Source organism: Aggregatimonas sangjinii (assembly GCF_005943945.1).
GTDB classification, from domain to species: Bacteria; Bacteroidota; Bacteroidia; order Flavobacteriales; family Flavobacteriaceae; genus Pelagihabitans; species Pelagihabitans sangjinii.
Window position 1 is genome coordinate 2,797,311 of the sequence record NZ_CP040710.1, and the last position, 19,594, is coordinate 2,816,904.

Consider the following 19,594-nt stretch of genomic DNA (forward strand, 5'->3'; position numbering starts at 1 on the left):
TTCACTATGTCTAAAGAGAAGATTTTGGAAGCCTATGAAGATTTGGCGGAAGACTACAACGCGCTTATCGACCACAAGCCGCACAACGCCTACTACGACCGCCCCAATACACTCAGGCTCATCCCAGTTATAAAGGGCAAACATATCTTGGACGCGGCCTGCGGACCCGGTAAATATGCCGAGATTTTGCTTGGTCAGGGGGCTATGGTTACAGGGTTCGATATAAGCCCTAAGATGATAGCTTTGGCCAACGAAAGGAACAACGGAAGGGGGGAATTTTATGTACACGATTTATCGCAACCGATGATAACGCTTAAAGATGAATCTTTCGACACAGTGGTTTGTGCACTTGCCATGCACTACTTGGAAGACTGGAACCCTACCCTACGGGAATTCGCCAGGGTCTTGAAACCCAACGGTTCTCTGGTGCTTTCTATCGAGCATCCTTTTTTTGAATATGAATATTTCAAGTCAAAAAAGTATTTTGAAGTGGAAGCGGTAGCCGCAACATGGTCCGGTTTTGGGAAAGACGTTATAGTGCATAGTTATAGAAGGCCATTGATGGAATGTATACTACCCATTACCAGAAACGGATTCTATATTGACCAACTTATAGAACCCAAACCGGAACCGGAATTTGAAAAATACGATAAGAAGCATTTTAAAGAACTGAATGCTTTTCCTAGCTTTATGCATATCAGGGCAGTAAAAAGATAAGTCCGAAAAAGAAATCAGGATTCCTCATCTGACACTTGTCCTGAGTGCATGCAAGGTGCAGTGCAACGGAGCGAAAAAAATATATGTATCAAAGCTTTGGCTACCATTGTACTAGGAAATCAAAGCCAAGAATTACGACTCAAGGTGCAAATTGAATATAGAACATCTTGTGAAACTAGAACACGAACAATTCAACATATGAAAGCCAAATCCATCCAAATTGCCCTTATTTTTTTCTTAATCGGAACCTCTGGAATTTTCGCCCAATCCGTACAGGGAGACGGTCCATACCCGCAATTGATCATTCGCGGTGTTATGCTGATCAATGGCAACGGAGCACCACCGCAAGGCCCTATCGATATTGTCGTCGAGAACAACATCATTAAAAACATTCAAGTCGTGGGCTATCCTGGAGTTCAAATCGATGAGAGCAAACGGCCAAAACTTGCACTGGGGGGTAAGGAACTTAATTGCGATGGGATGTACCTGCTACCCGGATTCATAGATATGCACGGCCATATCGGAGGTACTTCGCAAGGTGCCGAACCAGATTATGTCTTCAAATTATGGATGGGACACGGCGTGACCACAGTACGCGAACCAAGTGGCAGAGGTGTGGATTTCACTATGGACCTTAAACGAAAAAGTGCGAAGAACGAAATCGTTGCGCCACGTATTTATGCGTATACGGCATTTGGCCAGACCAGTGAATCCTTCAACCCATTAAATGATATTCCTATATCCACTCCGGCCCAAGCCCGGGAGTGGGTTCGTGCGAATGCCAAGAAAGGGGCGGACGGCATAAAATTCTTTGGTGCCGAACCCGAAATTATGGCCGCCGCCTTGGATGAAAATAAAAAACTGGGGCTGGGCTCTGCATGTCACCATGCCCAATTGAGTGTCGCGCGTTGGAATGTGCTGCATTCCGCACGTGCCGGTCTTACCTCCATGGAACATTGGTACGGCCTTCCCGAGGCCCTTTTTGATGACCGTACCGTACAGGACTACCCGTTAGACTATAATTATCAGAACGAGCAGCACCGTTTCGAAAATGCGGGAAAATTATGGCAACAGGCGGCGGAGCCGTATTCAGCGCATTGGGAAAATGTAATGACCGAGTTACTAGAACTCGATTTTACATTAGATCCTACCTTTAACATCTACGAGGCGAGTCGGGATTTACAGCGGGCCAGACGGGCCGAGTGGCATGAAAATTATACTTTGCCTTCGCTATGGGAGTTTTATCAGCCCAGTAAAATTTCCCACGGTAGCTATTGGCACGATTGGGGCACCGAACAAGAAGTCGCATGGAAACGGAATTTTAAACTTTGGATGACTTTTATCAATGAGTATAAAAACCGGGGCGGACGAGTCACCACGGGTTCTGATTCGGGCTTTATCTTTCAACTGTACGGTTTTGCGTATATCAGGGAACTTGAACTGCTGCGCGAGGCGGGCTTTCATCCGCTGGAAGTCATTCGCTCGGCGACCTTGAACGGTGCGGAAGCCTTGGGTGCCGATGACCTTATCGGTAGTGTGGCCATTGGCAAATTGGCCGACTTTGTTGTAGTAGCTGAAAACCCTTTGAAAAACCTAAAAGTACTCTACGGAACGGGCGCCGTAAAGCTTACCGAAGATAACGAAGTGGTACGTGTTGGGGGTGTAAAATACACCATTAAGGACGGCATCATATATGATGCGAAAGCCTTGTTGGAAGAAGTTAAGGCACAAGTAGCGGCGGAAAAAGCGAAAACCGGATATAAGATTCTGCAACCGGGCATCAAAGGGAAATAAGTCGGGATTTATGCGAGCGATAATTTGAAAATGTCATGGGTTTAGCTCCGTAATTTTTTGAGTTTGAATCTAAAATTCAACCCTTCTTACCAAGGTCAAGCCCAAACGCAAAAGAAAACCCCGCCGTTCCTTTGGTGGTGAACAGCGAGGCTACTTTTGTGAACTTCTTATTTTAATCGAACCTGTGAAAGTTATTCTTTGTTCGGAACTTTTAAAGGTCTCAGGGTTCCTTTGGTCTTCGGAAACACCAATATGTTGACCAGGTATAAAGCCGCTGGTACGACTAGTGCGAATAGTATCATTTCAATTGGATTTGGGTTAAAGAGAATTATGCTAATTTTGCTCTGGTACGTTTGGTGCTAAAGCGCAAGGCTTTTTTGATCAATGTATTTTCGCGTCGGTATAGTCTAACTACTTCCTGATTTTCAGAAGTTTCAATTGTTTTCGTATCGATAGCACGGTCGCTATCAACATCCATAACAAAATCAATTTGAATAAGGCTGCCTTTATCATGTTGCATTCCGGTATTGGCTAGTGCGAAAGCACCTATCGTTAATATAAAAAGTAAGGTTAAAGTAGATTTCATAATATGCATTTGGGTTACTCTAAGATAACCATGAACAGTAGCCAAAAACGATATAACTCGCTGGAAACCATATATTTCCGATTTAAAACAAAAAGACAGACGAGTGGTTGGATTTCTTCGATGTGTGGATTTGTACGCATTTCTTCTTATCGAACTTAAGCGCGTTTCATCGGACAGTTTGGAGTAATATTAAGAGAGAAAGAGTGCCCGTTCAACTGATTTGAACATCTATTGAGAACTTGTAGATGGCCTGTAGATGGGAATTCGGTGTTGCATAACTATATAAATATGTTCAACCCTCATCCGCAGATAGCAACATCGAGAGAAAAAATTGAATGTTCGTGGTCTATAAGAACTAAGATTGCTTGGCAATTATGGCTTAGGTAAAAAAGGTCTTAAGCCATCTTGGCGCGGTTACGCTTGGTAGTGAAAGCAAGGGCTTTCTTTACCTGTGAATTCGAACGACGGTACAAGCGCGCAACTTCCATTGTATTCTCGATAACGGTGGCTTCTTCAACATCGGCAACCACAACAACGCTCATTTCAATCGTGTTCACCTTTACGTCGGTAGACGTGTTTTGTGCCTGGGCGAAAACTCCTAATGTGATGATGAATACGATGGTTAAGATGCTTTTCATGACTTGCGTTTTGTTATAATAATAACTCCCGCGAAGGCATTTGAAAGGGTGGCGATTCGTTCAAGAACACCCTATTTTCGGTGTGTTGCAAAATTTCGGATAAAGTGCAAAAAAGCTTCGGTGAACGTACGTGAACGCTTTTACCGCTTACCGAAAGAAGATGTATTTCAACCTGAAAATGTGGCTGAATTTTAAGTTCAAATCAAACAAAATTTCCTAATTTCTTTGAAGAATAAAGTAAACACTTCTCCTTTTCTCTAGTGTGGTCTATAAAAACGAACCTCGATATCAGGAACATGGTAGAATGACTGAATGTTGGACAAAGAAGTTATCGGCCAGCCGTAGCCTGGAGTGCGAAGAAATGATGAATCGCATATCGATACAGTAGGCAAAAAAATTAGGTCTTTATAATGTTCAAAGTACACTTAGAGCTATTCCATGGCAATCCTTAACTTAAAAATGCCACTTTTTTCAATCCATTGGTAGCAAACTAGGCCGGAAAAATAGGCGACAATATCCAAGGGGTCGCTAGTGTATCTATCATTGCTAAGGGGAAGTATGAACTCAAAATAAACGCCGTAGCAGATAGTCAACAGTACCTGAAGAAATAAGGGTACCTGAAGTCTTTCGTTCGACTTTACCGTACGAATCGCATATTGACAGATTTTTAGGACTATCGGCATGCAGATGAAATCATTGAAATGGTTATTGATGAGTCCGGGAAGGTAAAGGTCGAAACGCTGTGCACCATACACCATGAGTGCGGATGCACAAAGTATGGGAAAATACCATTTTCGAAGGAAATTCATAAGAGTTTTACATATGGCAGAGTGGTCATTCGAAGGTGTGAAATATTAAGCCGCAATATAGCCAAAAAGCAACGCAAGAAAAGAACCGATGGCAATGACGACAACCCAAATAGAATAGAAAAAACGGGCGGTAAACTTGATAAGGATGTTGTCGTGTTCCTTCGCTTTTTCAAAAAACAACGTCAACCGATTGGGGCCTTTTTTCGTTGCTATCTTATTTTTTTCGGCTACTTTTTTTTCACGTTGTAAACGCCTTTTCAAATTGATGTTGATTATTTGACCGCACTGCTTGCAATAATCCCTATTCAAATTTATCTCACCGCAATTTTGACAGGTTCTATAGGTTTTATCGGCCATTACGTCGCTCATTTATAAAATCAAGGAAAAAAAGTATTTCCTTATCTACATTTTGTAAAATTCATCAAATTCTAAATAACACCTATCGTTTCTGAAAGAAATTCTTAACTCAAATGATTTTAAGGTCATTAGTGGATACGTTCGACTATCAACTAATAATTGCTCCGCTTTTTCAAAATAAATGATGCTGTGGAGACACACATTCGCGAAAATGGCCATTTTGTTTCATATCCATTACCTTCTTATTCGATAGGACAACAAAAACCACCTCTGAATTCCGAAATTTGTTCCATTCGGGGGTTCGATTCGATGTATCGACCCAAGCTGTTGACCCCAGCAATTTTTTGGAAAGTCTGTCTTTCCATTTTTGGGAGTAATCGTGGTTTTTAAGATAGCCATACATTGCTGCTAAGTCACAAACGGTATTCGAACGGCACCCCATCTATGAACAATAAATTTAAAGAACGCTATGAATTCAGAACAAGCATTATTAAAACCAATTACCCTAGGAAATCTTCAATTGCCCAATCGCGTAGTCATGGCCCCCATGACCCGAAGTAGGGCTACGAACGAGTACAAGAAACCGGTGCCCGAACTACACGGTCTCTACTACAAGCAAAGAGCAACCGCAGGGCTTATTATTACCGAAGGTTCGCAGATTTCAAAAGAAGCTGTAGGATATGTCAATACCGCAGGCATCCATTCAGCAGAACAAACGGCGGGTTGGAAACAGGTCACGCAGGAGGTACACGCTGTCGGCGGACGGATTTTTATTCAGCTCTGGCACGTAGGAAGAATTTCGCATCCCGATTTTCATGATGGCAAACTACCTTTGGCACCGTCGGCCTTAAATCCGAATGCGGAAGTGTATACACCGGAGGGTGAAAAAGAAACGGTCACCCCGAAAGAAATGACCCAAGAAGATATTGATCGTACGGTGGCCGACTTTGCAAGGGCAGCACAAAATGCAAAAGAAGCCGGTTTTGACGGCGTAGAAATACACGCCTCCAACGGTTATTTATTGCACCAATTCTTTAGTGGCACATCGAACGAGCGTACCGACAAATACGGTGGAAGTCATGAGAACAAATCCCGCATCCTTTTCGAAATTCTTGACGCGGTGAAACAAGTAATGCCGACACATAAGATAGGTGTACGATTGAACCCCTCCTTACACGGTATCTTCGGTATGACGATGGATGAAGACAGCATTCCGACCTTTGATTACATCGTAAAAAGATTGAACGATTATGATTTGGCGTATCTACATCTCTCCGAACCGTTCAATGACGTATCCGATATTCCCTATGCCGAGACGGAAATCGCAAAACGATACCGTCCAATGTACAAAGGAACGTTGATAATCAATGCTGGCTTCGACCAGGAAAAAGGCAATGCGGTTATCGAAAGAGGCGATGCCGACCTCGTTTCTTTCGGCAAATTATATGTATCAAATCCTGACTTGGTAGAACGCTTTGCCAAGAATGTCGAGACAAGCGATTGGGATAGCGATACCTTTTACACTCCAGGTAAGAAAGGGTACCTCGATTACGAAGCAAAAGCCCGTGAAGCCGAACTGACGGAAAAATAAACGAATCGCAACGCTAAATTAAATACTATGAAAGAAGAAAAAAATAAAAACGGATTTGCGACAATCAATCCGGCAACCGGAGAAGAAATAAAGTCGTATACCTATATGTCTAACGACGAGGCAGTGGATGCGGTCAAAAAGTGCCACGAAGCCTTTATGAAATGGCGCATGGAGTCTCCCGAGGATAGGGCTCAAATTATTAAGGCCATTGGAAAAGGTCTTGAGAAACACAAAGATGAGTTCGTACAATTAATGACTCAAGAAATGGGCAAGCTATTGCAACACGGCGAGCAGGAGATAGATTTGTGTGCCGGTATTTGCGATTATACGGCGGAAAACGGACCAAAGGAGTTGGCGGATGAGGAACGCACGCTCCCAAATGGTGGTCAGGGTACGATTTCCTATGCGCCCATCGGCGTTATCTACGGTATTCAACCTTGGAATTTTCCATGTTATCAAGCAATACGATTTTCTATCGCAAACTTGATGGCCGGGAACGGTGTTCTCTTGAAGCATGCAGAAAATGTAACGGGCTCCGCCTTATTATTGCATCGTATTTTTGAGGAGGCCAAGGTTCCCAAAGATTTGTTCACCGTATTGATTATCGACCATGAGCAATCCGATAAAATCATAGAAAACGAACTCGTGCGTGGCGTAACCTTGACCGGTAGTAGTGGTGCAGGTCGCCATATTGCCGAAAAGGCAGGAGCGGTCTTAAAGAAGACGGTACTAGAACTAGGTAGTAACGATGCTTATATTGTTCTTGCCGACGCCGATATCGAATTGGCAGCTCAAACCTGTGCAAATGGCCGCATTTACAACAATGGGGAAACTTGTGTGGCCGCAAAACGTTTTATTGTGGTAGACGCGGTATACGATGCCTTTAAAGAAGCTTTTGTTGAAAAGATGAAAGGTATCGAGATGGGAGACCCGACCCAAGCCGATTCCAATCTCGGCCCCATCGCACGGGAAGATTTGCGCGCTACGCTACACGAACAAGTTGAAAAGAGTGTAGACCGCGGTGCGAACATAGTAATCGGTGGCGAAATGCCAGAGGGGAAGGGTTTTTACTATCCTTCCACGGTCTTAGACAACGTTCAACCGGGACAACCAGCCTATGACGACGAATTGTTCGGCCCGGTAGCGTCGCTTATCCGCGCGGTCGATGATGAGGACGCTATGCGTATTGCGAATGACAGTCGTTTTGGTCTCGGTGGAGGTATTTTTTCCAAGGATGTAGCCAAAGCGAAACGATTGGCCAAACAGTATTTTGACACCGGTATGGTATTTATAAACTCTTTTGGCGTCGCACAGCCCAACATGCCATTCGGCGGGGTTAAAAATTCCGGATACGGACGCGAGCATGGCGGGTTTGGCATTCGTGAATTCGTTAATGTGAAGGCGGTTATGGTATTGGAAAATGAATAAGGTAGTCGATGCCAGGAGCGGGAATGATAGTAGACTCGTATCGGGTTTTAAATCTTATGGAGTCAATTACAAATTGAAAACAATTTTATAAAAATTAGATATGGAAAATGTTTTAGTAGCAGGTGCAAATGGCACAACGGGAAAGAAAGTAGTAAACCTTTTAAAGTCTTCCCAATATTTTAATCCCATTGCAATGGTAAGGAAGAAGTCCCAATTGGCGCAGTTCGAGTCAGAGGGAATTACCACAGTTCTGGGAGATTTGGAAAAGGATATTACGCATACCGTTCAGGACATCGATAGAATACTATTTGCAGCAGGCTCTGGCGGTAAAAAGGTGAAAGAAGTAGACCAAGAAGGCGCGAAGAAATTAATGGATGCCGGAAAATCGGTGAACCTTAAGAAATTCGTAATGTTGAGCTCTATGGGAGCGGAAAACCCGGAGAAAGCCACCGAACTCAAAGCATATTTGGAAGCCAAGCACAATGCCGATGAATATTTAAAGGAAACCGGATTGAATTACGCTATCGTACGGCCAGGTGCTTTAACCGATGAAGTAGAGACCGGGAAAATAAAACTTGGAACCGATTTGAACGAACGTGGATCAATCTCAAGGGCCGATGTCGCTCAAACCTTGGTGAGGGCATTACACGATAACATGGCCAATAAGAAAGTTTTTGAAATTTTGGAGGGGGACACGCTTATCGGCAAAGCCATGCATGCAGTAGAGGATTAGGCGAAACTTGCCCTAATAGACGAATGTTCACATCTCATACAATAAAATACCCCATTCATTGAAAATGGGGTATTTGTTATATTCAGCTTAAAACAAGATAAGCGTATTCAAAAAGGTCTTGGCATTTAGGCCATCCTAGCGCGGTCGCGTTTTGTAGTAAAAGCAAGTGCTTTCTTTACTTGTGAATTCGAACGACGGTACAAACGCGCAACTTCCATTGTATTCTCGATAACGGTGGCTTCTTCAACATCGGCAACCACAACAACGCTTATTTCAATTGTGTTTACCTTTACTTCGGTAGACGTATTTTGTGCCTGGGCGAAAGCTCCTAATGTGATGATGAATACGATAGTTAAGATGCTTTTCATGACTTGCGTTTTGTTATAATAATAACTCCCGCGAAGGCATTTCAAAGGGTGTCGATTCGTTCAAGAACACCCTATTTTCGGTGTGTGGCAAAATTTCGGATAAAGTGCAAAAAAGCTTCGTTGAACGTACGAGAACGCTTTTACCGCTTACCGAAAGAAGATGTATTTCAACCTGAAAATAGCCTCTGAATTTTTGACCAAAAACAAGGAAAAACCCGATTTCAAGCCTTTTGGGTATGCTTGAAATCGGGTTTCTTTTTTGTGAAAATAGAAATGATGAATTTATTTAATCAAGGTACGCGTTATTGCCAGTGCAAGTTTATATACGTAGTAGGTAATACCAATACATCAAGAATCGCTTTGTGGTATTTTTAAAACAAACTGTAAAATTTGATTTGGCTTTTCTCCAAAGCTGTACGTAAATTGCCTGATGTCAACTTTCCTTGCGAAGCACTTCCAAGGGTGGGCTATTCAATACACCTCGGCTATTGAACAGTCCGATGGTCAATACCAGGGCCGTAATTCCCGGTAAGATGAGCACAAAAGGTATCCAAGAGGGAACGAAGGCGGTCTGAAACACGAAGACCGCCAACAGTTGACTACTGATCAATGATAGCAAAATACCGATTCCGCTTCCCAATAGCCCCAAATACAAATATTCCAAGGCTGAAATCTTTAAGATTTGCCGGCTCTTAGCTCCGAGCGTGCGCAAAAGTACACTTTCCCGTATACGCTGGTATTTGCTCGTCCTTACCGAACCGATAAGGACAATGATGCCGGTCAGGATACTGAAAAACGCCATAAAATTGACCACCCAGGAGATTTTGTCCAAAATTCCCTCTACCAAGGTCAATATTTGACGCAAATCAAGCACCGAAACATTGGGGAATTTTCGAACGATTTCCCTCTGTAAACTAGCCGATACCGATTCGTTCGGCGCCTTGGTCGAAACGACATGAAATTGAGGGGCATTTTCCAAAATACCCTTAGGGAAAACTACGGAAAAATTGAGTTGCATTCGGCCCCAATCTACAGACCGAATGCTCCCGACTATAGTCTCCATCAAAACACCCTGAACATTAAAGACCAGGGTATCACCGAGAACTACCTGCGCATCTCTAGCTACATTGTCGGATAATGATATGGGTATCGCATTATTGCTAGAGGCAGTTGGGGTAAATTCCCCTTCCGTAAGCACCTCCGAGGGAATCAACGAATCGCGATAAGTCGTTCGAAACTCATGGTTTAAAATCCATTGGTTGATTCGGGATAGCGTATCCGCTCGAATATCGTTTACCAAACGTCCTTTAATGCTATGCATACGCATGGTGATAATGGGAATATTATCTATAAGCGGAAGCCCCTTGGTCAAAATATCCTGTACGACGGCTTCCTTTTGATCCGTCTGTACGTCGAGCATGATGATGTTAGGGCTGCGTTCGCTCCCTTCCAAAGTCGCTTTTTCCAAGAGGATATCCTTGGTAAAATACAGCGTACTGATTAAAAAGCTCCCTACTCCGATGGCCAAAAGCAAAACCATAGTCTGATTGTTGGGCCTGAACAGATTCATCAAGCTCTGGCGCGCGAGAAAACCCCACGATGTGGGAAAGAACTTTTTCACTGCCCTCATAAAAAGGAGGGCGACTCCTGCCAGAATACCAAAGGTTACTACGATGCCCAAAACAAAGCCCAAGGCATAGCGCACATTACCCAATAACCAAAACGAAAAACAGAACATAAATATCACGATACCAATCATGACCACGATACTGGCTCTTTTCGACTGTATCGGTGTTTTTTCCTGTATTCTTAAAACCTGCAAGGGCGAGACGTACCAGGTGCTCAACAAAGGCGATAGCGCGAAGAGTACCGACATACCGACACCTAGCAACAAGCCCATAATAATAGGCTGTATACTAAAGGAAATGATAACCTCAAAGGGTAGAAAATCCTGTAAGATCAACGGAAAGGATTGTTGCAAGAGCAAACCGAGCACCGTACCGATAATCCCGCCTAATAATCCCATCCCGGCGATTTGAATCAGATAAATCAAAAAGCTTTGTTTCCGGGAGGCACCTAAACACTTCAAGACGGCCACGGCGCGCAATTTTTCCTTGATATAAATATGTACCGAACTGGCAATACCTACACAGCCCAGTAGTAAGGCGATAAAAGCGATAAGGTTCAGAAATTTACCCACATTATTGAATCGACGTCCCATTCTCGCGCTTGTAGCGGTATGGGTGTCCATATCGGCATTTTGCGCATCCAATAGCGGGTCGACTTCCTCGTCCAATTGTTTCAGGTCGGTTCCTGAATCGGCGATAAAATAAAAATTATAGCCGATTCTACTCCCTAACTGTAATAAGCCGGTTCCTTCAATCATTCCATACGGCAAGATGACCGTCGGTGCCACGGAACTTGAAATGGCCGTGCTACCGGGTGCAGAATATAGGGTGCCGGTTATCGGGAAAGTGGTGTTCCCGATTTTGATACTGTCGCCACGTTTCAACCCGAACTGAAGCATTACCGTCGCGTCTACCAGTGCTCCCCGGTCTTTTTGATAACCGGTTGCCGCAGTTTTGGGAAGGGTTTCCAATTCGCCGTAGAAGGGAAAACCTCCTGCTATACCGCGTACACGCACCAATTTGCTGGCGCCGCTTTTGGGAAAAGCGGCCATGGATGCAAAGCTCACTTCCTTACCATTGGCACCGCCCAACGAATCGATAATCGCCTGCACGCGTTCATTTGGGGGCTGGTTGCTATCGATGCGATAGTCGGCCCCCATCAATTCTTTAGATTGGAGCGCTATGTTTTCCTCGAGGTTACCGCTGAACGACTGAATGGAAACGACCGCTGCGATACCGAGTACTATGGAAGCGATAAAGAGCAGCAAGCGTTTACCACTGGCCTTGCCGTCACGCAATGCCATCTTAAATAGCCATGCCGTTCCGGCGCTAGATGTTTTTAAGGTATCGCTCACGAGGGAATGGTCGTTTTTTCGTTCAATACTTTCCCTCCTTTAAGCCGTAAAATGTGTTGGGTACGCTTCGCAAGGTCGAGGTCATGGGTAACGATAACCAAGGTAGTTCCTGCTGCTTGATTCAATTCGAAAAGGAGTTGTACAACTTTTTCACCGGTTTCTTCATCTAGATTTCCCGTAGGTTCGTCTGCAAAAAGAATCGCGGGTTTGTTGGAAAACGCTCGTGCCAGGGCGACCCGTTGCTGCTCCCCGCCAGAAAGTTGGGAGGGATAATGGTGAAAGCGGTCGGCCAGCCCGACCTGGTCCAACAGGCGCATCCCTACTTTAGCTGCATCTTTGGCCCCTTGTAGTTCTAATGGAACACTTACGTTCTCGAGGGCGGTTAGGGTCGGCAACAGTTGAAAATCCTGAAATATAAAGCCCACTTTCTGGTTGCGCAATTGGGCGCGTTGATCTTCGTTCAGCGATTCAAGAGCAGTACCGCAAAGTTCAATACTACCTTCGTCAGGCCTGTCCAGCCCAGCGCAAAGGCCGAGCAAGGTCGTCTTCCCGCTCCCCGAGGGCCCTACGATAGAAAAGGTATCGCCCGCTTCAACGGAAAAGGTAATATTATCCAAAACGGTGAGGTTTTTAGAACCGCTGGTATAGGTTTTTTTGAGTTGGTGAACGTTTAATATCTTTGCCATGTAGAATCGTATTTCTTTTTGATTCAAAAGAATCGGCAAATTAGGAAATGATTTTGATTAAAATTCCCTGACTACATGCGAACGCTATTAAAACTTTGTTATTTTTTTTCGATTCTTTTCCTGACAGCTTGCGGTGGAAAGGATGCCAAGAAGCAGTATACCCAAGAAAAGGAATCGACTGCCGCCATCGAAACCAGCGAGATGGAACAGGAATCGGAAATCATCCTATTTTTCGGCAATAGCCTTACCGCGGGTATGGGGCTGGACCCCGAAGAAGCTTTTCCAGCGCTTGTTCAGAATAAATTGGATTCCCTGGACTTGGATTACACAGTGATCAATGCCGGATTGAGTGGCGAAACCACGGCCGGTGGCCTGAATCGCTTGGACTGGGTCTTGAAACAGAAGGTTGCCATTTTTGTACTGGAGTTAGGGGCGAATGACGGTTTACGGGGAACGCCTCTGCAAGAGACCCGTAGCAACCTACAAAGCATAATCGATGCCGTTTTGGAAAAAAATCCTGACACGCGCATTGTCTTGGCCGGAATGCAAATGCCTCCTAATTTAGGAGGGGATTATACCGCGGAATTTCGACAACTTTTTCCTGAGTTGGCCGAAAAGAACAATGCGACGCTTATTCCTTTCTTGCTGGAAGGGGTAGCCGGTATTCCTGAGTTGAATCAGCCCGACGGGATTCACCCCACCACAGAAGGTCAAAAAATCGTAGCGAATACGGTTTGGCAGGTATTGCGGCCATTGGTGCTAAAGGAAGCCTTAGCACAATGAACTCGTCTTGCGTTCCATAAGAAAAGAATATAAGTCAAAAAAAACGTCGGTAGGTTATTGGGCAATTCCTTACGGAAAGAGATAACTTGATAAGCAGCTTATCCCGATTTAATATTAAGAGACTGTTTGGAAATATCTCGCTTATTTTCTTAGGGCCTCTTTTTGCGCCTTATTTCGTTAAAATTTTTGACCGTAGCGCTGCTATGCTCAAAAATTTTGCCTCATAATGCATCAAAAATAGACCATAACAATTCTAACGACATATTTCCAAACAGTCTCTAAGCCATTTTAGCGCGGTTGCGCTTTGTTGTGAAAGCAAGGGCTTTCTTTACTTGTGAATTCGAACGACGGTACAAACGCGCAACTTCCATGGTGTTCTCGGTGATAATAGCTTCTTCAACATCGGCAACCACAACAACGCTCATTTCAATTGTGTTTGCCTCTACTTCGGTAGACGTGTTTTGCGCCTGGGCGAAAACTCCTAATGTGATGATGAAGACGATGGTTAAGATGCTTTTCATGACTTGCGTTTTGTTATAATAATAACTCCCGCGAAGGCATTTGAAAGGGTGGCGATTCGTTCAAGAACACCCTATTTTCGGTGTGTTGCAAAATTTCGGATAAAGTGTAAAAAAGCTTCGGTGAACGCGCAAAGGGGTACATACCACTTACCGAAAGAAGGTGTAGTTCAACCTGTAAAAGAGACTATATATTGAGAAGAAAAGATGGATTTGGGCAGTTGTTCTTATAAAATGCCATCCGATTTATGCTACAAACCCCGGGATAGTCCCCTTTTTTGCCCTCTATATCTCTAATCAACTGAAAATGAAGGTGTGGGGCATAGTTGACGTTGATATCGGGAGTACCCAAGGTGGCAAGTGTTTCGCCTTTTTTAAAAACCTTTCCAATACTCAGCCCTTCTAACGAGGCCAAGGAAAGATGGCCGTATAGCGAATAGAACACCGTATTCTCGATTTCATGTTCCAATATGATGGTCGGCCCGTAATCACCCTGAGTGGCATTATTTTGCAAACTATGCACTTTGCCCGCTAAGGGCACGAGCACCTTAGTTCCTGCTTTGGACCAAAAATCGACTCCCAAATGGATATTTCGCGCCGATTTTCCTGAAAATCCGACCTTGTCGCTATATAGGTTTCGTTTTTCGAGATACCCGCCGTATGCGACTTGGCCATTGTTTTGTTCCAACACGGTATCGATATAGGTTTGGCATTCTAAGGGATCGGTGATGTCGTAGGCTGCCAAGTCGATATTTCCATCGGACAAATCCAAACGGGTATAGGCCGTGAACGGGATATCCGCATCCAAGATGGGTATTGTTTCCATTGAAACTGATCGGAGTATATCGGGCAGGTTTTTCATTGGTATAAAACTAAACGGATTCATTGAATTATGGTACGATTAAGCACAAATTCAATTTGCTCCACTTTTAAAGAAAATTGAAACACACATGCGCAACCTCAAAAAGAAACTTACGTAAGCCTGCCTGTGCTTGAAATTAAACACCCTGAATGTAGAATCTTGAACCTTAGACCTAATTAACACTTTTTAACCTTCCATCCCGTAAGTAGTCCGTATTTTAGCCTACAAAGCTTTAAAATAAAGACCATGAACTATTTTAAGATGATTACGCTCGCCGCGATAACTTTAATTTCCGCAAGCTGCCAATCGCATACCAAGGAAAATAAAAAGGCCGAAATGGCGGAAGCCGAACCCCACTTATCTACCTCAGAACCAAAAATGACGCCCCAAGACCTCAGCGAATACGAAACCGCCTATTTTGCCAGTGGCTGTTTTTGGTGTGTAGAGGCGATTTATGAAAGTGTAAAAGGAGTTCAAGAAGTGGTTTCCGGCTACGCCGGCGGCACTGAGGAGAACCCGACCTATGAGCAAGTAGGCAGTGGAAACAGTTCCCACGCAGAGGCGGTAAAGGTATACTACGACCCGGAGATTATCTCATTTACGGCCCTGGTACAGGTATTTTTCGGTTCGCACGACCCTACAACTTTAAATCGTCAAGGTCCGGATCGCGGCACACAATATCGTTCAGTGGCGTTTTACAAGAATGACGAAGAAAAAGAGATTATCCAAGCCTATATTGGGGCGTTAAAAGACCAGAATGTGTATGACGGAGCGCCCATAACAACCGAGGTCACCGCTTTTACCAAGTTTTACGATGCAGAGGACTATCATCAGGATTACGAAAAAAAACACCCTAACAATTCGTACATCACTAATGTTTCGGTACCCAGATTGAATCGTTTCAAGGCAAATTTCAAAGAGTATTTAAAGGAAGAGGCGCACTAACCTAAAGGAAGTTTTTGGGCAGATAGCCTGCACGGCAAGTAGTAGTTCAGTTGAGGGAAACCTCGCTGTATTTCGAATTGATAACAATACTCTTTCCGCCGTTTTTATTACGGAAATAACCTTTGTGTACGGTGTTGCTTCCGTTCTTATGACGTTCTAGTTGTAGTGTGGATGGAGTACTAAAGGTCGAGGAGGTACCGTTCACATAAATTGTGAACGGTGTTTCGGGCAAACCACATTGCAGTTCCGCATTCTGTAACGAAACGTCCAAATCGGTAAAATTTTCCGATACGGTATGAATGGTTAGCGGGCCATAGTCATTTTTGATGAAGGCCTTGCTGAGCAACCGATCAATGGTCACATCGGAGGAAGTAGCGGTCAGGGTAAGGTCGACGACCTCCTCCAAATTCACTGCTTCGGAATACTCCGCGCGAAGTTGCCCCAGATTCCATTTTTGAACGGATACTGGCGAATAAGAGGCTACCACCGTGGTTTCCTCACCATCGATAATAAAGGCACGCAAGGTCGAATAACTCAAATTGGCATCCATATTTCTGGTGTCGGCTGCGAGTTTCACTTCCCCATGACGTACATTCATTTTCATTTTGTTCGCCTTGGGCATTTTGATCTTTATGAGCTTCTTTACCTTGTAATTCTTGTTTTTTCCTCCCGAAGAAAAGTAGAAGCTATTCGGGAAATTCGAATGCAACGAGTCTCCCATGAACATATGGTAGCGCACCGAATCCCCTTGGTGAATGTTGCCAAAAAGCCGAATTTCTTTTCTACGCGCATCGGTGTCTTTCTTGCGTTTTTCCAAAATAATCAAACGCTCGGCTATCTTCTCTTCACGTTCTTCCAATAAGTCACGACGTTGCGCTTCTCTTTTTTCGAGTTGTTTTTGTCTTTTTTTCATTTGCTCCTCCCTCTTTTCGGTCCATTCCTCCATACGTTCCTGATACTCCTTCCCAAAACCTTTCTTAAATTCTTTTTGCCATTGCTTCATGTATTTTTCCCCGTCCTTCTCAAAGGCCTCATAGTCGAAATTAGTGCTTGGTATCGTTGGCATTGGCGGCATATCTTCGATTATCGCAATATCCATCCGATGCGGATAATTACTGAAAGTCGATAATTGATCCGTTAGGTCGTCCATTTGTATTTTCAATCCCTTATCGAATCGCGGAAAATCGAAGCTGTTGGTCGAATGTCTCATAAGCCAACTGTTCTCGATACCTGTTTTAATAGTGATTTTTTTACTATTGCCGATAATCTCGATAATACCGTTTTCAAAGTATTCCTTGGCCTCTTCGGCGGTGGCTCCCTCAATCTCGATGGTCGCCTCGATCTCGATTTCGTTCTTGTCCCATGTTTCGAACTCAATATCGGTGTTGCTCGTATTGATATCCAAAATCGTCTCGGGGGTTACATTGAAAACCTCTTTATAGGTTTTTGTTTGTTTTTGCCCATAAGCTGCCGTGCCGATGACACACAGCAGCAATACAAGGCCATTAAACAGTCTTGACTTGTTCATTTTTCGATGATTTTAATTCGTTTAACTTCGTTTTTAATTTTTGTAATAATTGTAATCGTAATTGTAGATTCTTGATAAGTGCCGTGATTGTCTGGTCGTTCGGACCGAGCGTGTTCAATTCTTCGGTCAATCTTTGATACTCGGTGTTCAAATTGTTCAATTGCTTCATGAACCCGTCGGTCATCTCTTTATTTTCCTGCGATACCTCTAATTCGGACAACGCAAGATTAATATTCGTTACATAGTAGGTTTCCACCTTCTTCAGGTCGGGAGAAAGGTCGCCTAGCGAGATGGTGTTTTGCTTTTCCAGAACACTTTTTTCCACTATGGTCGTTTTTATACCACCCTTGCCCGAGGTGTCTCGATTCAAATAAAAAATAGTGGCCGCCAGCAAAATAGTCACTGTCGCCGCAATCTTAAGCCACGGAAAGGCCGATTTTTTTTGTGGCGGTAATTCATTTTCCAAGCGTTTCAAGAAACGGGCCTTATGATCGGCTTTCAGCGAATACGCTGTATCAGCGTCTGCCCTCTCTTTCTCGAATAGTTTTCTAAGATCCTTAGCCATAATTAAGATTTACTTTTGTTTTCGCTCTTGTGATAGCCACGCACTTCGGGTTTCAGTCAAGGCGGGATTTTTTTGTTATAAATCGTTCGTTCAATACTTCTTTTAATTGTCCCTTGCCCCGTAACAACCGCGTCCGGCAAGTGGTATTGGTGATGCCCAATATTTCGGATATCTCGTCGTGGTCGTAGCCTTCCATCAAGTACAATTGCAATACCAGACGATATTTTTCCGACAAGCCCTCCATAGCCATCTTTACTTCCTGTACCGTTATTCCATCCTCTACTGTCCAATCGTCGTCTTGGGCCACCTGCATATAGGTTTCGTCCAAAGCCACCATATGCGCTTTTTTTACCTTTAGAAAATCCAGGCTACGGTTTACAACTATTTTTTTTAACCAAGCCCCAAAAGTCACATCCCCTTTGTATTGCTCTATTTTCTGAAACGCCTTGATAAATGCTTCCTGTAAAACATCTTCGGCGTCGTCCTCGTTTTTTAAAAACCGCATCGCGACACAGAACATACCCTGGCAGTATTTATCGTAAAGCTGCATCTGAGCCTTACGGTCATTTTTTTTGCATTTTGCGACCAGATTAATATGAAACATTGGCAGGTTTGCGCTCCCGACCTAGCGGGAAGTTTTAGTTGTGGTTTCCGTTGTTCTTGAAGCCGGCCAGGGATCTTGACCGAAACCAAGAATCGAAGACCTGTTCATTGCCTTAAAGACGACCAAAAAAATCGATTGTTGCAAAAAACGATTATTTTTACCCAAAGAAAAATGCATTCCCTTTGAAACAACTTACCATAAGCACCCCGCATATTACCCTTATCGTGCTGAATTATGGGGCGATTATTCAAAAACTCTTGGTGAAAGATGCCAACGGAAACACCGTAAACGTGGTGATGGGCCATGACAATGCTGCCGATTACCTTACTGACGAGCGTTACCTAGGGGCCGTTGTGGGTCGTTATGCAGGACGCATCTCGAACGGAAGTTTTGAATTGGATCGACAAATCTATCATTTGCATCAGGAAAACGGAGTACACCTGCACGGGGGTAAAGAAGGTTTTAGCAAAAAATATTGGACGTTCGAAGACGTGCATTATGGCAACGAGCCCTATATCAAATTATCCTATACCAGTGCGCATCTTGAGGAAGGATATCCAGGAAATGTAAAGGTAAGCGTGACCTATAAACTCAAGCACAACCAATTGCATATGGTTTATGAGGCCACCACCGACCGTACCACGGTAATCAACCTTACCAACCATTCGTACTTCAGGCTCGACGATGCACCCAATCTCGCCGCCCACAAACTACAACTCAACTGCTCTAAATATGCGGAACTCGATGCCAAACTGGTACCGACCGGCAAGCTGCTCTCGGTACGAAAAACCGAAATGGATTTTAGGGAACCCGCAAATTTGGGAAACATTTCCCTAAATCACCCTTTTCTTGTAGATCGATCAACCCGGATAGCAGCGCGAATGAGTTCCCGTTTTTTAGGGATTATGATGGAAGTCCTGACTGATCAACCGGTATTGATAGTCTATACGCCACCCGATATGCCTGCTATTTGTTTTGAGGCACAAAATTTTCCCGATGCCCCGAACAGGCCCAAATTCCCCAGTAGCGTGTTGCGACCTAATGATGTATACACCCAGGCCACACAATATCGGTTCGATGTACTTTAATCATCATGTAT

General features: G+C 44.0%; 20 protein-coding genes. 8 read left to right on the forward strand and 12 right to left on the reverse strand.

Annotated features, from left to right (window positions below; all coding sequences use genetic code 11):
* Positions 1 to 6 precede the first annotated feature (6 nt).
* Together FGM00_RS11650 and FGM00_RS11655 are read left to right on the forward strand one after the other, a co-directional pair.
* Entirely contained in the window at positions 7 to 717 is a 711-nt protein-coding gene (locus FGM00_RS11650) for a class I SAM-dependent methyltransferase (protein WP_138853073.1), read from the forward strand.
* Between the two features lie 198 nt (positions 718 to 915).
* Positions 916 to 2,511, forward strand: coding sequence for an amidohydrolase family protein (locus tag FGM00_RS11655; protein ID WP_138853074.1), 1,596 nt, complete (start codon positions 916 to 918; stop codon positions 2,509 to 2,511).
* A 328-nt stretch (positions 2,512 to 2,839) separates the two neighbouring features.
* On the opposite strand, the gene FGM00_RS11660 is transcribed toward FGM00_RS11655, so the two are convergent.
* The 4 genes from FGM00_RS11660 to FGM00_RS11675 form a co-directional block, all read right to left on the reverse strand.
* Entirely contained in the window at positions 2,840 to 3,097 is a 258-nt protein-coding gene (locus tag FGM00_RS11660; protein WP_138853075.1) for a hypothetical protein, read from the reverse strand.
* Positions 3,098 to 3,492: 395 nt separating this feature from the next.
* Positions 3,493 to 3,735, reverse strand: a complete 243-nt coding sequence (locus FGM00_RS11665) for a hypothetical protein (protein ID WP_138853076.1) — start codon at positions 3,733 to 3,735, stop codon at positions 3,493 to 3,495.
* Between the two features lie 431 nt (positions 3,736 to 4,166).
* Positions 4,167 to 4,544, reverse strand: coding sequence for a hypothetical protein (locus tag FGM00_RS11670; protein WP_138853077.1), 378 nt, complete (start codon positions 4,542 to 4,544; stop codon positions 4,167 to 4,169).
* Between the two features lie 45 nt (positions 4,545 to 4,589).
* Positions 4,590 to 4,913 (reverse strand): hypothetical protein, encoded by a 324-nt coding sequence (locus FGM00_RS11675; RefSeq protein ID WP_138853078.1) that lies wholly within the window; start codon positions 4,911 to 4,913, stop codon positions 4,590 to 4,592.
* A 457-nt stretch (positions 4,914 to 5,370) separates the two neighbouring features.
* Here FGM00_RS11675 and FGM00_RS11680 point away from each other — a divergent pair, with 457 nt between their 5' ends.
* The 3 genes from FGM00_RS11680 to FGM00_RS11690 all read left to right on the forward strand — a co-directional run bounded on the left by FGM00_RS11680 (position 5,371) and on the right by FGM00_RS11690 (position 8,653).
* The gene (locus tag FGM00_RS11680; protein ID WP_138853079.1) at positions 5,371 to 6,492 is read left to right on the forward strand and encodes an alkene reductase; all 1,122 of its coding nucleotides are present in this window, start codon (positions 5,371 to 5,373) and stop codon (positions 6,490 to 6,492) included.
* A 27-nt stretch (positions 6,493 to 6,519) separates the two neighbouring features.
* On the forward strand, positions 6,520 to 7,920 hold the full coding sequence (locus FGM00_RS11685; protein WP_138853080.1) for an NAD-dependent succinate-semialdehyde dehydrogenase: 1,401 nt from the start codon (positions 6,520 to 6,522) through the stop codon (positions 7,918 to 7,920).
* A 100-nt stretch (positions 7,921 to 8,020) separates the two neighbouring features.
* Positions 8,021 to 8,653 carry an SDR family oxidoreductase gene (locus tag FGM00_RS11690; RefSeq protein ID WP_138853081.1) on the forward strand — a complete coding sequence of 211 codons (633 nt, stop codon included), beginning with the start codon at positions 8,021 to 8,023 and terminating at the stop codon, positions 8,651 to 8,653.
* Between the two features lie 125 nt (positions 8,654 to 8,778).
* Here the strand turns inward: FGM00_RS11690 and FGM00_RS11695 are convergent, their stop codons facing one another.
* The 3 genes from FGM00_RS11695 to FGM00_RS11705 form a co-directional block, all read right to left on the reverse strand.
* Positions 8,779 to 9,021 carry a hypothetical protein gene (locus FGM00_RS11695; RefSeq protein WP_138853082.1) on the reverse strand — a complete coding sequence of 81 codons (243 nt, stop codon included), beginning with the start codon at positions 9,019 to 9,021 and terminating at the stop codon, positions 8,779 to 8,781.
* A 433-nt stretch (positions 9,022 to 9,454) separates the two neighbouring features.
* On the reverse strand, positions 9,455 to 11,953 hold the full coding sequence (locus FGM00_RS11700) for an ABC transporter permease (RefSeq protein WP_138854698.1): 2,499 nt from the start codon (positions 11,951 to 11,953) through the stop codon (positions 9,455 to 9,457).
* Positions 11,954 to 12,000: 47 nt separating this feature from the next.
* Positions 12,001 to 12,690: an ABC transporter ATP-binding protein gene (locus FGM00_RS11705; RefSeq protein WP_138853083.1), complete on the reverse strand. Its 690-nt coding sequence runs from the start codon at positions 12,688 to 12,690 to the stop codon at positions 12,001 to 12,003.
* A 75-nt stretch (positions 12,691 to 12,765) separates the two neighbouring features.
* On the opposite strand from FGM00_RS11705, the gene FGM00_RS11710 reads away from it, so the two are divergent.
* Positions 12,766 to 13,473, forward strand: coding sequence for an arylesterase (locus FGM00_RS11710; protein WP_138853084.1), 708 nt, complete (start codon positions 12,766 to 12,768; stop codon positions 13,471 to 13,473).
* 278 nt (positions 13,474 to 13,751) lie between these two features.
* Here FGM00_RS11710 and FGM00_RS11715 read toward each other — a convergent pair whose 3' ends face one another.
* Entirely contained in the window at positions 13,752 to 13,994 is a 243-nt protein-coding gene (locus FGM00_RS11715) for a hypothetical protein (RefSeq protein ID WP_138853085.1), read from the reverse strand.
* Between the two features lie 184 nt (positions 13,995 to 14,178).
* On the reverse strand, positions 14,179 to 14,817 hold the full coding sequence (locus tag FGM00_RS11720; protein ID WP_236262764.1) for a peptidoglycan DD-metalloendopeptidase family protein: 639 nt from the start codon (positions 14,815 to 14,817) through the stop codon (positions 14,179 to 14,181).
* A 282-nt stretch (positions 14,818 to 15,099) separates the two neighbouring features.
* Here FGM00_RS11720 and msrA point away from each other — a divergent pair, with 282 nt between their 5' ends.
* Positions 15,100 to 15,798, forward strand: coding sequence for a peptide-methionine (S)-S-oxide reductase MsrA (gene msrA, locus FGM00_RS11725; RefSeq protein WP_138853087.1), 699 nt, complete (start codon positions 15,100 to 15,102; stop codon positions 15,796 to 15,798).
* Positions 15,799 to 15,844: 46 nt separating this feature from the next.
* Here the strand turns inward: msrA and FGM00_RS11730 are convergent, their stop codons facing one another.
* The 3 genes from FGM00_RS11730 to FGM00_RS11740 are packed head-to-tail and all read right to left on the reverse strand — an operon-like array spanning position 15,845 to position 18,495.
* Entirely contained in the window at positions 15,845 to 17,326 is a 1,482-nt protein-coding gene (locus FGM00_RS11730; RefSeq protein WP_138853088.1) for a hypothetical protein, read from the reverse strand.
* Entirely contained in the window at positions 17,304 to 17,891 is a 588-nt protein-coding gene (locus FGM00_RS11735; RefSeq protein WP_138853089.1) for a hypothetical protein, read from the reverse strand. Before FGM00_RS11735 ends, FGM00_RS11730 begins: the two co-directional genes overlap by 23 nt.
* Before the next feature lie 52 nt (positions 17,892 to 17,943).
* Positions 17,944 to 18,495, reverse strand: coding sequence for an RNA polymerase sigma factor (locus tag FGM00_RS11740; protein WP_138853090.1), 552 nt, complete (start codon positions 18,493 to 18,495; stop codon positions 17,944 to 17,946).
* A gap of 182 nt (positions 18,496 to 18,677) precedes the next feature.
* Between FGM00_RS11740 and FGM00_RS11745 the strand changes: the two genes are divergently transcribed.
* Complete coding sequence (locus FGM00_RS11745) at positions 18,678 to 19,583, forward strand: aldose epimerase family protein (RefSeq protein ID WP_138853091.1); 906 nt, start codon at positions 18,678 to 18,680, stop codon at positions 19,581 to 19,583.
* Positions 19,584 to 19,594: the final 11 nt, after the last annotated feature.

Excerpts from the sequence above, each read along its gene's own strand:
- FGM00_RS11650 (WP_138853073.1), top strand. The coding sequence starts at position 7 with ATGTCTAAAGAGAAGATTTTGGAAGCCTATGAAGATTTGGCGGAAGAC.
- FGM00_RS11655 (WP_138853074.1), top strand. The coding sequence starts at position 916 with ATGAAAGCCAAATCCATCCAAATTGCCCTTATTTTTTTCTTAATCGGA.
- FGM00_RS11660 (WP_138853075.1), bottom strand. The coding sequence starts at position 3,097 with ATGAAATCTACTTTAACCTTACTTTTTATATTAACGATAGGTGCTTTC.
- FGM00_RS11665 (WP_138853076.1), bottom strand. The coding sequence starts at position 3,735 with ATGAAAAGCATCTTAACCATCGTATTCATCATCACATTAGGAGTTTTC.
- FGM00_RS11670 (WP_138853077.1), bottom strand. The coding sequence starts at position 4,544 with ATGAATTTCCTTCGAAAATGGTATTTTCCCATACTTTGTGCATCCGCA.
- FGM00_RS11675 (WP_138853078.1), bottom strand. The coding sequence starts at position 4,913 with ATGAGCGACGTAATGGCCGATAAAACCTATAGAACCTGTCAAAATTGC.
- FGM00_RS11680 (WP_138853079.1), top strand. The coding sequence starts at position 5,371 with ATGAATTCAGAACAAGCATTATTAAAACCAATTACCCTAGGAAATCTT.
- FGM00_RS11685 (WP_138853080.1), top strand. The coding sequence starts at position 6,520 with ATGAAAGAAGAAAAAAATAAAAACGGATTTGCGACAATCAATCCGGCA.
- FGM00_RS11690 (WP_138853081.1), top strand. The coding sequence starts at position 8,021 with ATGGAAAATGTTTTAGTAGCAGGTGCAAATGGCACAACGGGAAAGAAA.
- FGM00_RS11695 (WP_138853082.1), bottom strand. The coding sequence starts at position 9,021 with ATGAAAAGCATCTTAACTATCGTATTCATCATCACATTAGGAGCTTTC.
- FGM00_RS11700 (WP_138854698.1), bottom strand. The coding sequence starts at position 11,953 with ATGGCATTGCGTGACGGCAAGGCCAGTGGTAAACGCTTGCTGCTCTTT.
- FGM00_RS11705 (WP_138853083.1), bottom strand. The coding sequence starts at position 12,690 with ATGGCAAAGATATTAAACGTTCACCAACTCAAAAAAACCTATACCAGC.
- FGM00_RS11710 (WP_138853084.1), top strand. The coding sequence starts at position 12,766 with ATGCGAACGCTATTAAAACTTTGTTATTTTTTTTCGATTCTTTTCCTG.
- FGM00_RS11715 (WP_138853085.1), bottom strand. The coding sequence starts at position 13,994 with ATGAAAAGCATCTTAACCATCGTCTTCATCATCACATTAGGAGTTTTC.
- FGM00_RS11720 (WP_236262764.1), bottom strand. The coding sequence starts at position 14,817 with ATGGAAACAATACCCATCTTGGATGCGGATATCCCGTTCACGGCCTAT.
- msrA (WP_138853087.1), top strand. The coding sequence starts at position 15,100 with ATGAACTATTTTAAGATGATTACGCTCGCCGCGATAACTTTAATTTCC.
- FGM00_RS11730 (WP_138853088.1), bottom strand. The coding sequence starts at position 17,326 with ATGAACAAGTCAAGACTGTTTAATGGCCTTGTATTGCTGCTGTGTGTC.
- FGM00_RS11735 (WP_138853089.1), bottom strand. The coding sequence starts at position 17,891 with ATGGCTAAGGATCTTAGAAAACTATTCGAGAAAGAGAGGGCAGACGCT.
- FGM00_RS11740 (WP_138853090.1), bottom strand. The coding sequence starts at position 18,495 with ATGTTTCATATTAATCTGGTCGCAAAATGCAAAAAAAATGACCGTAAG.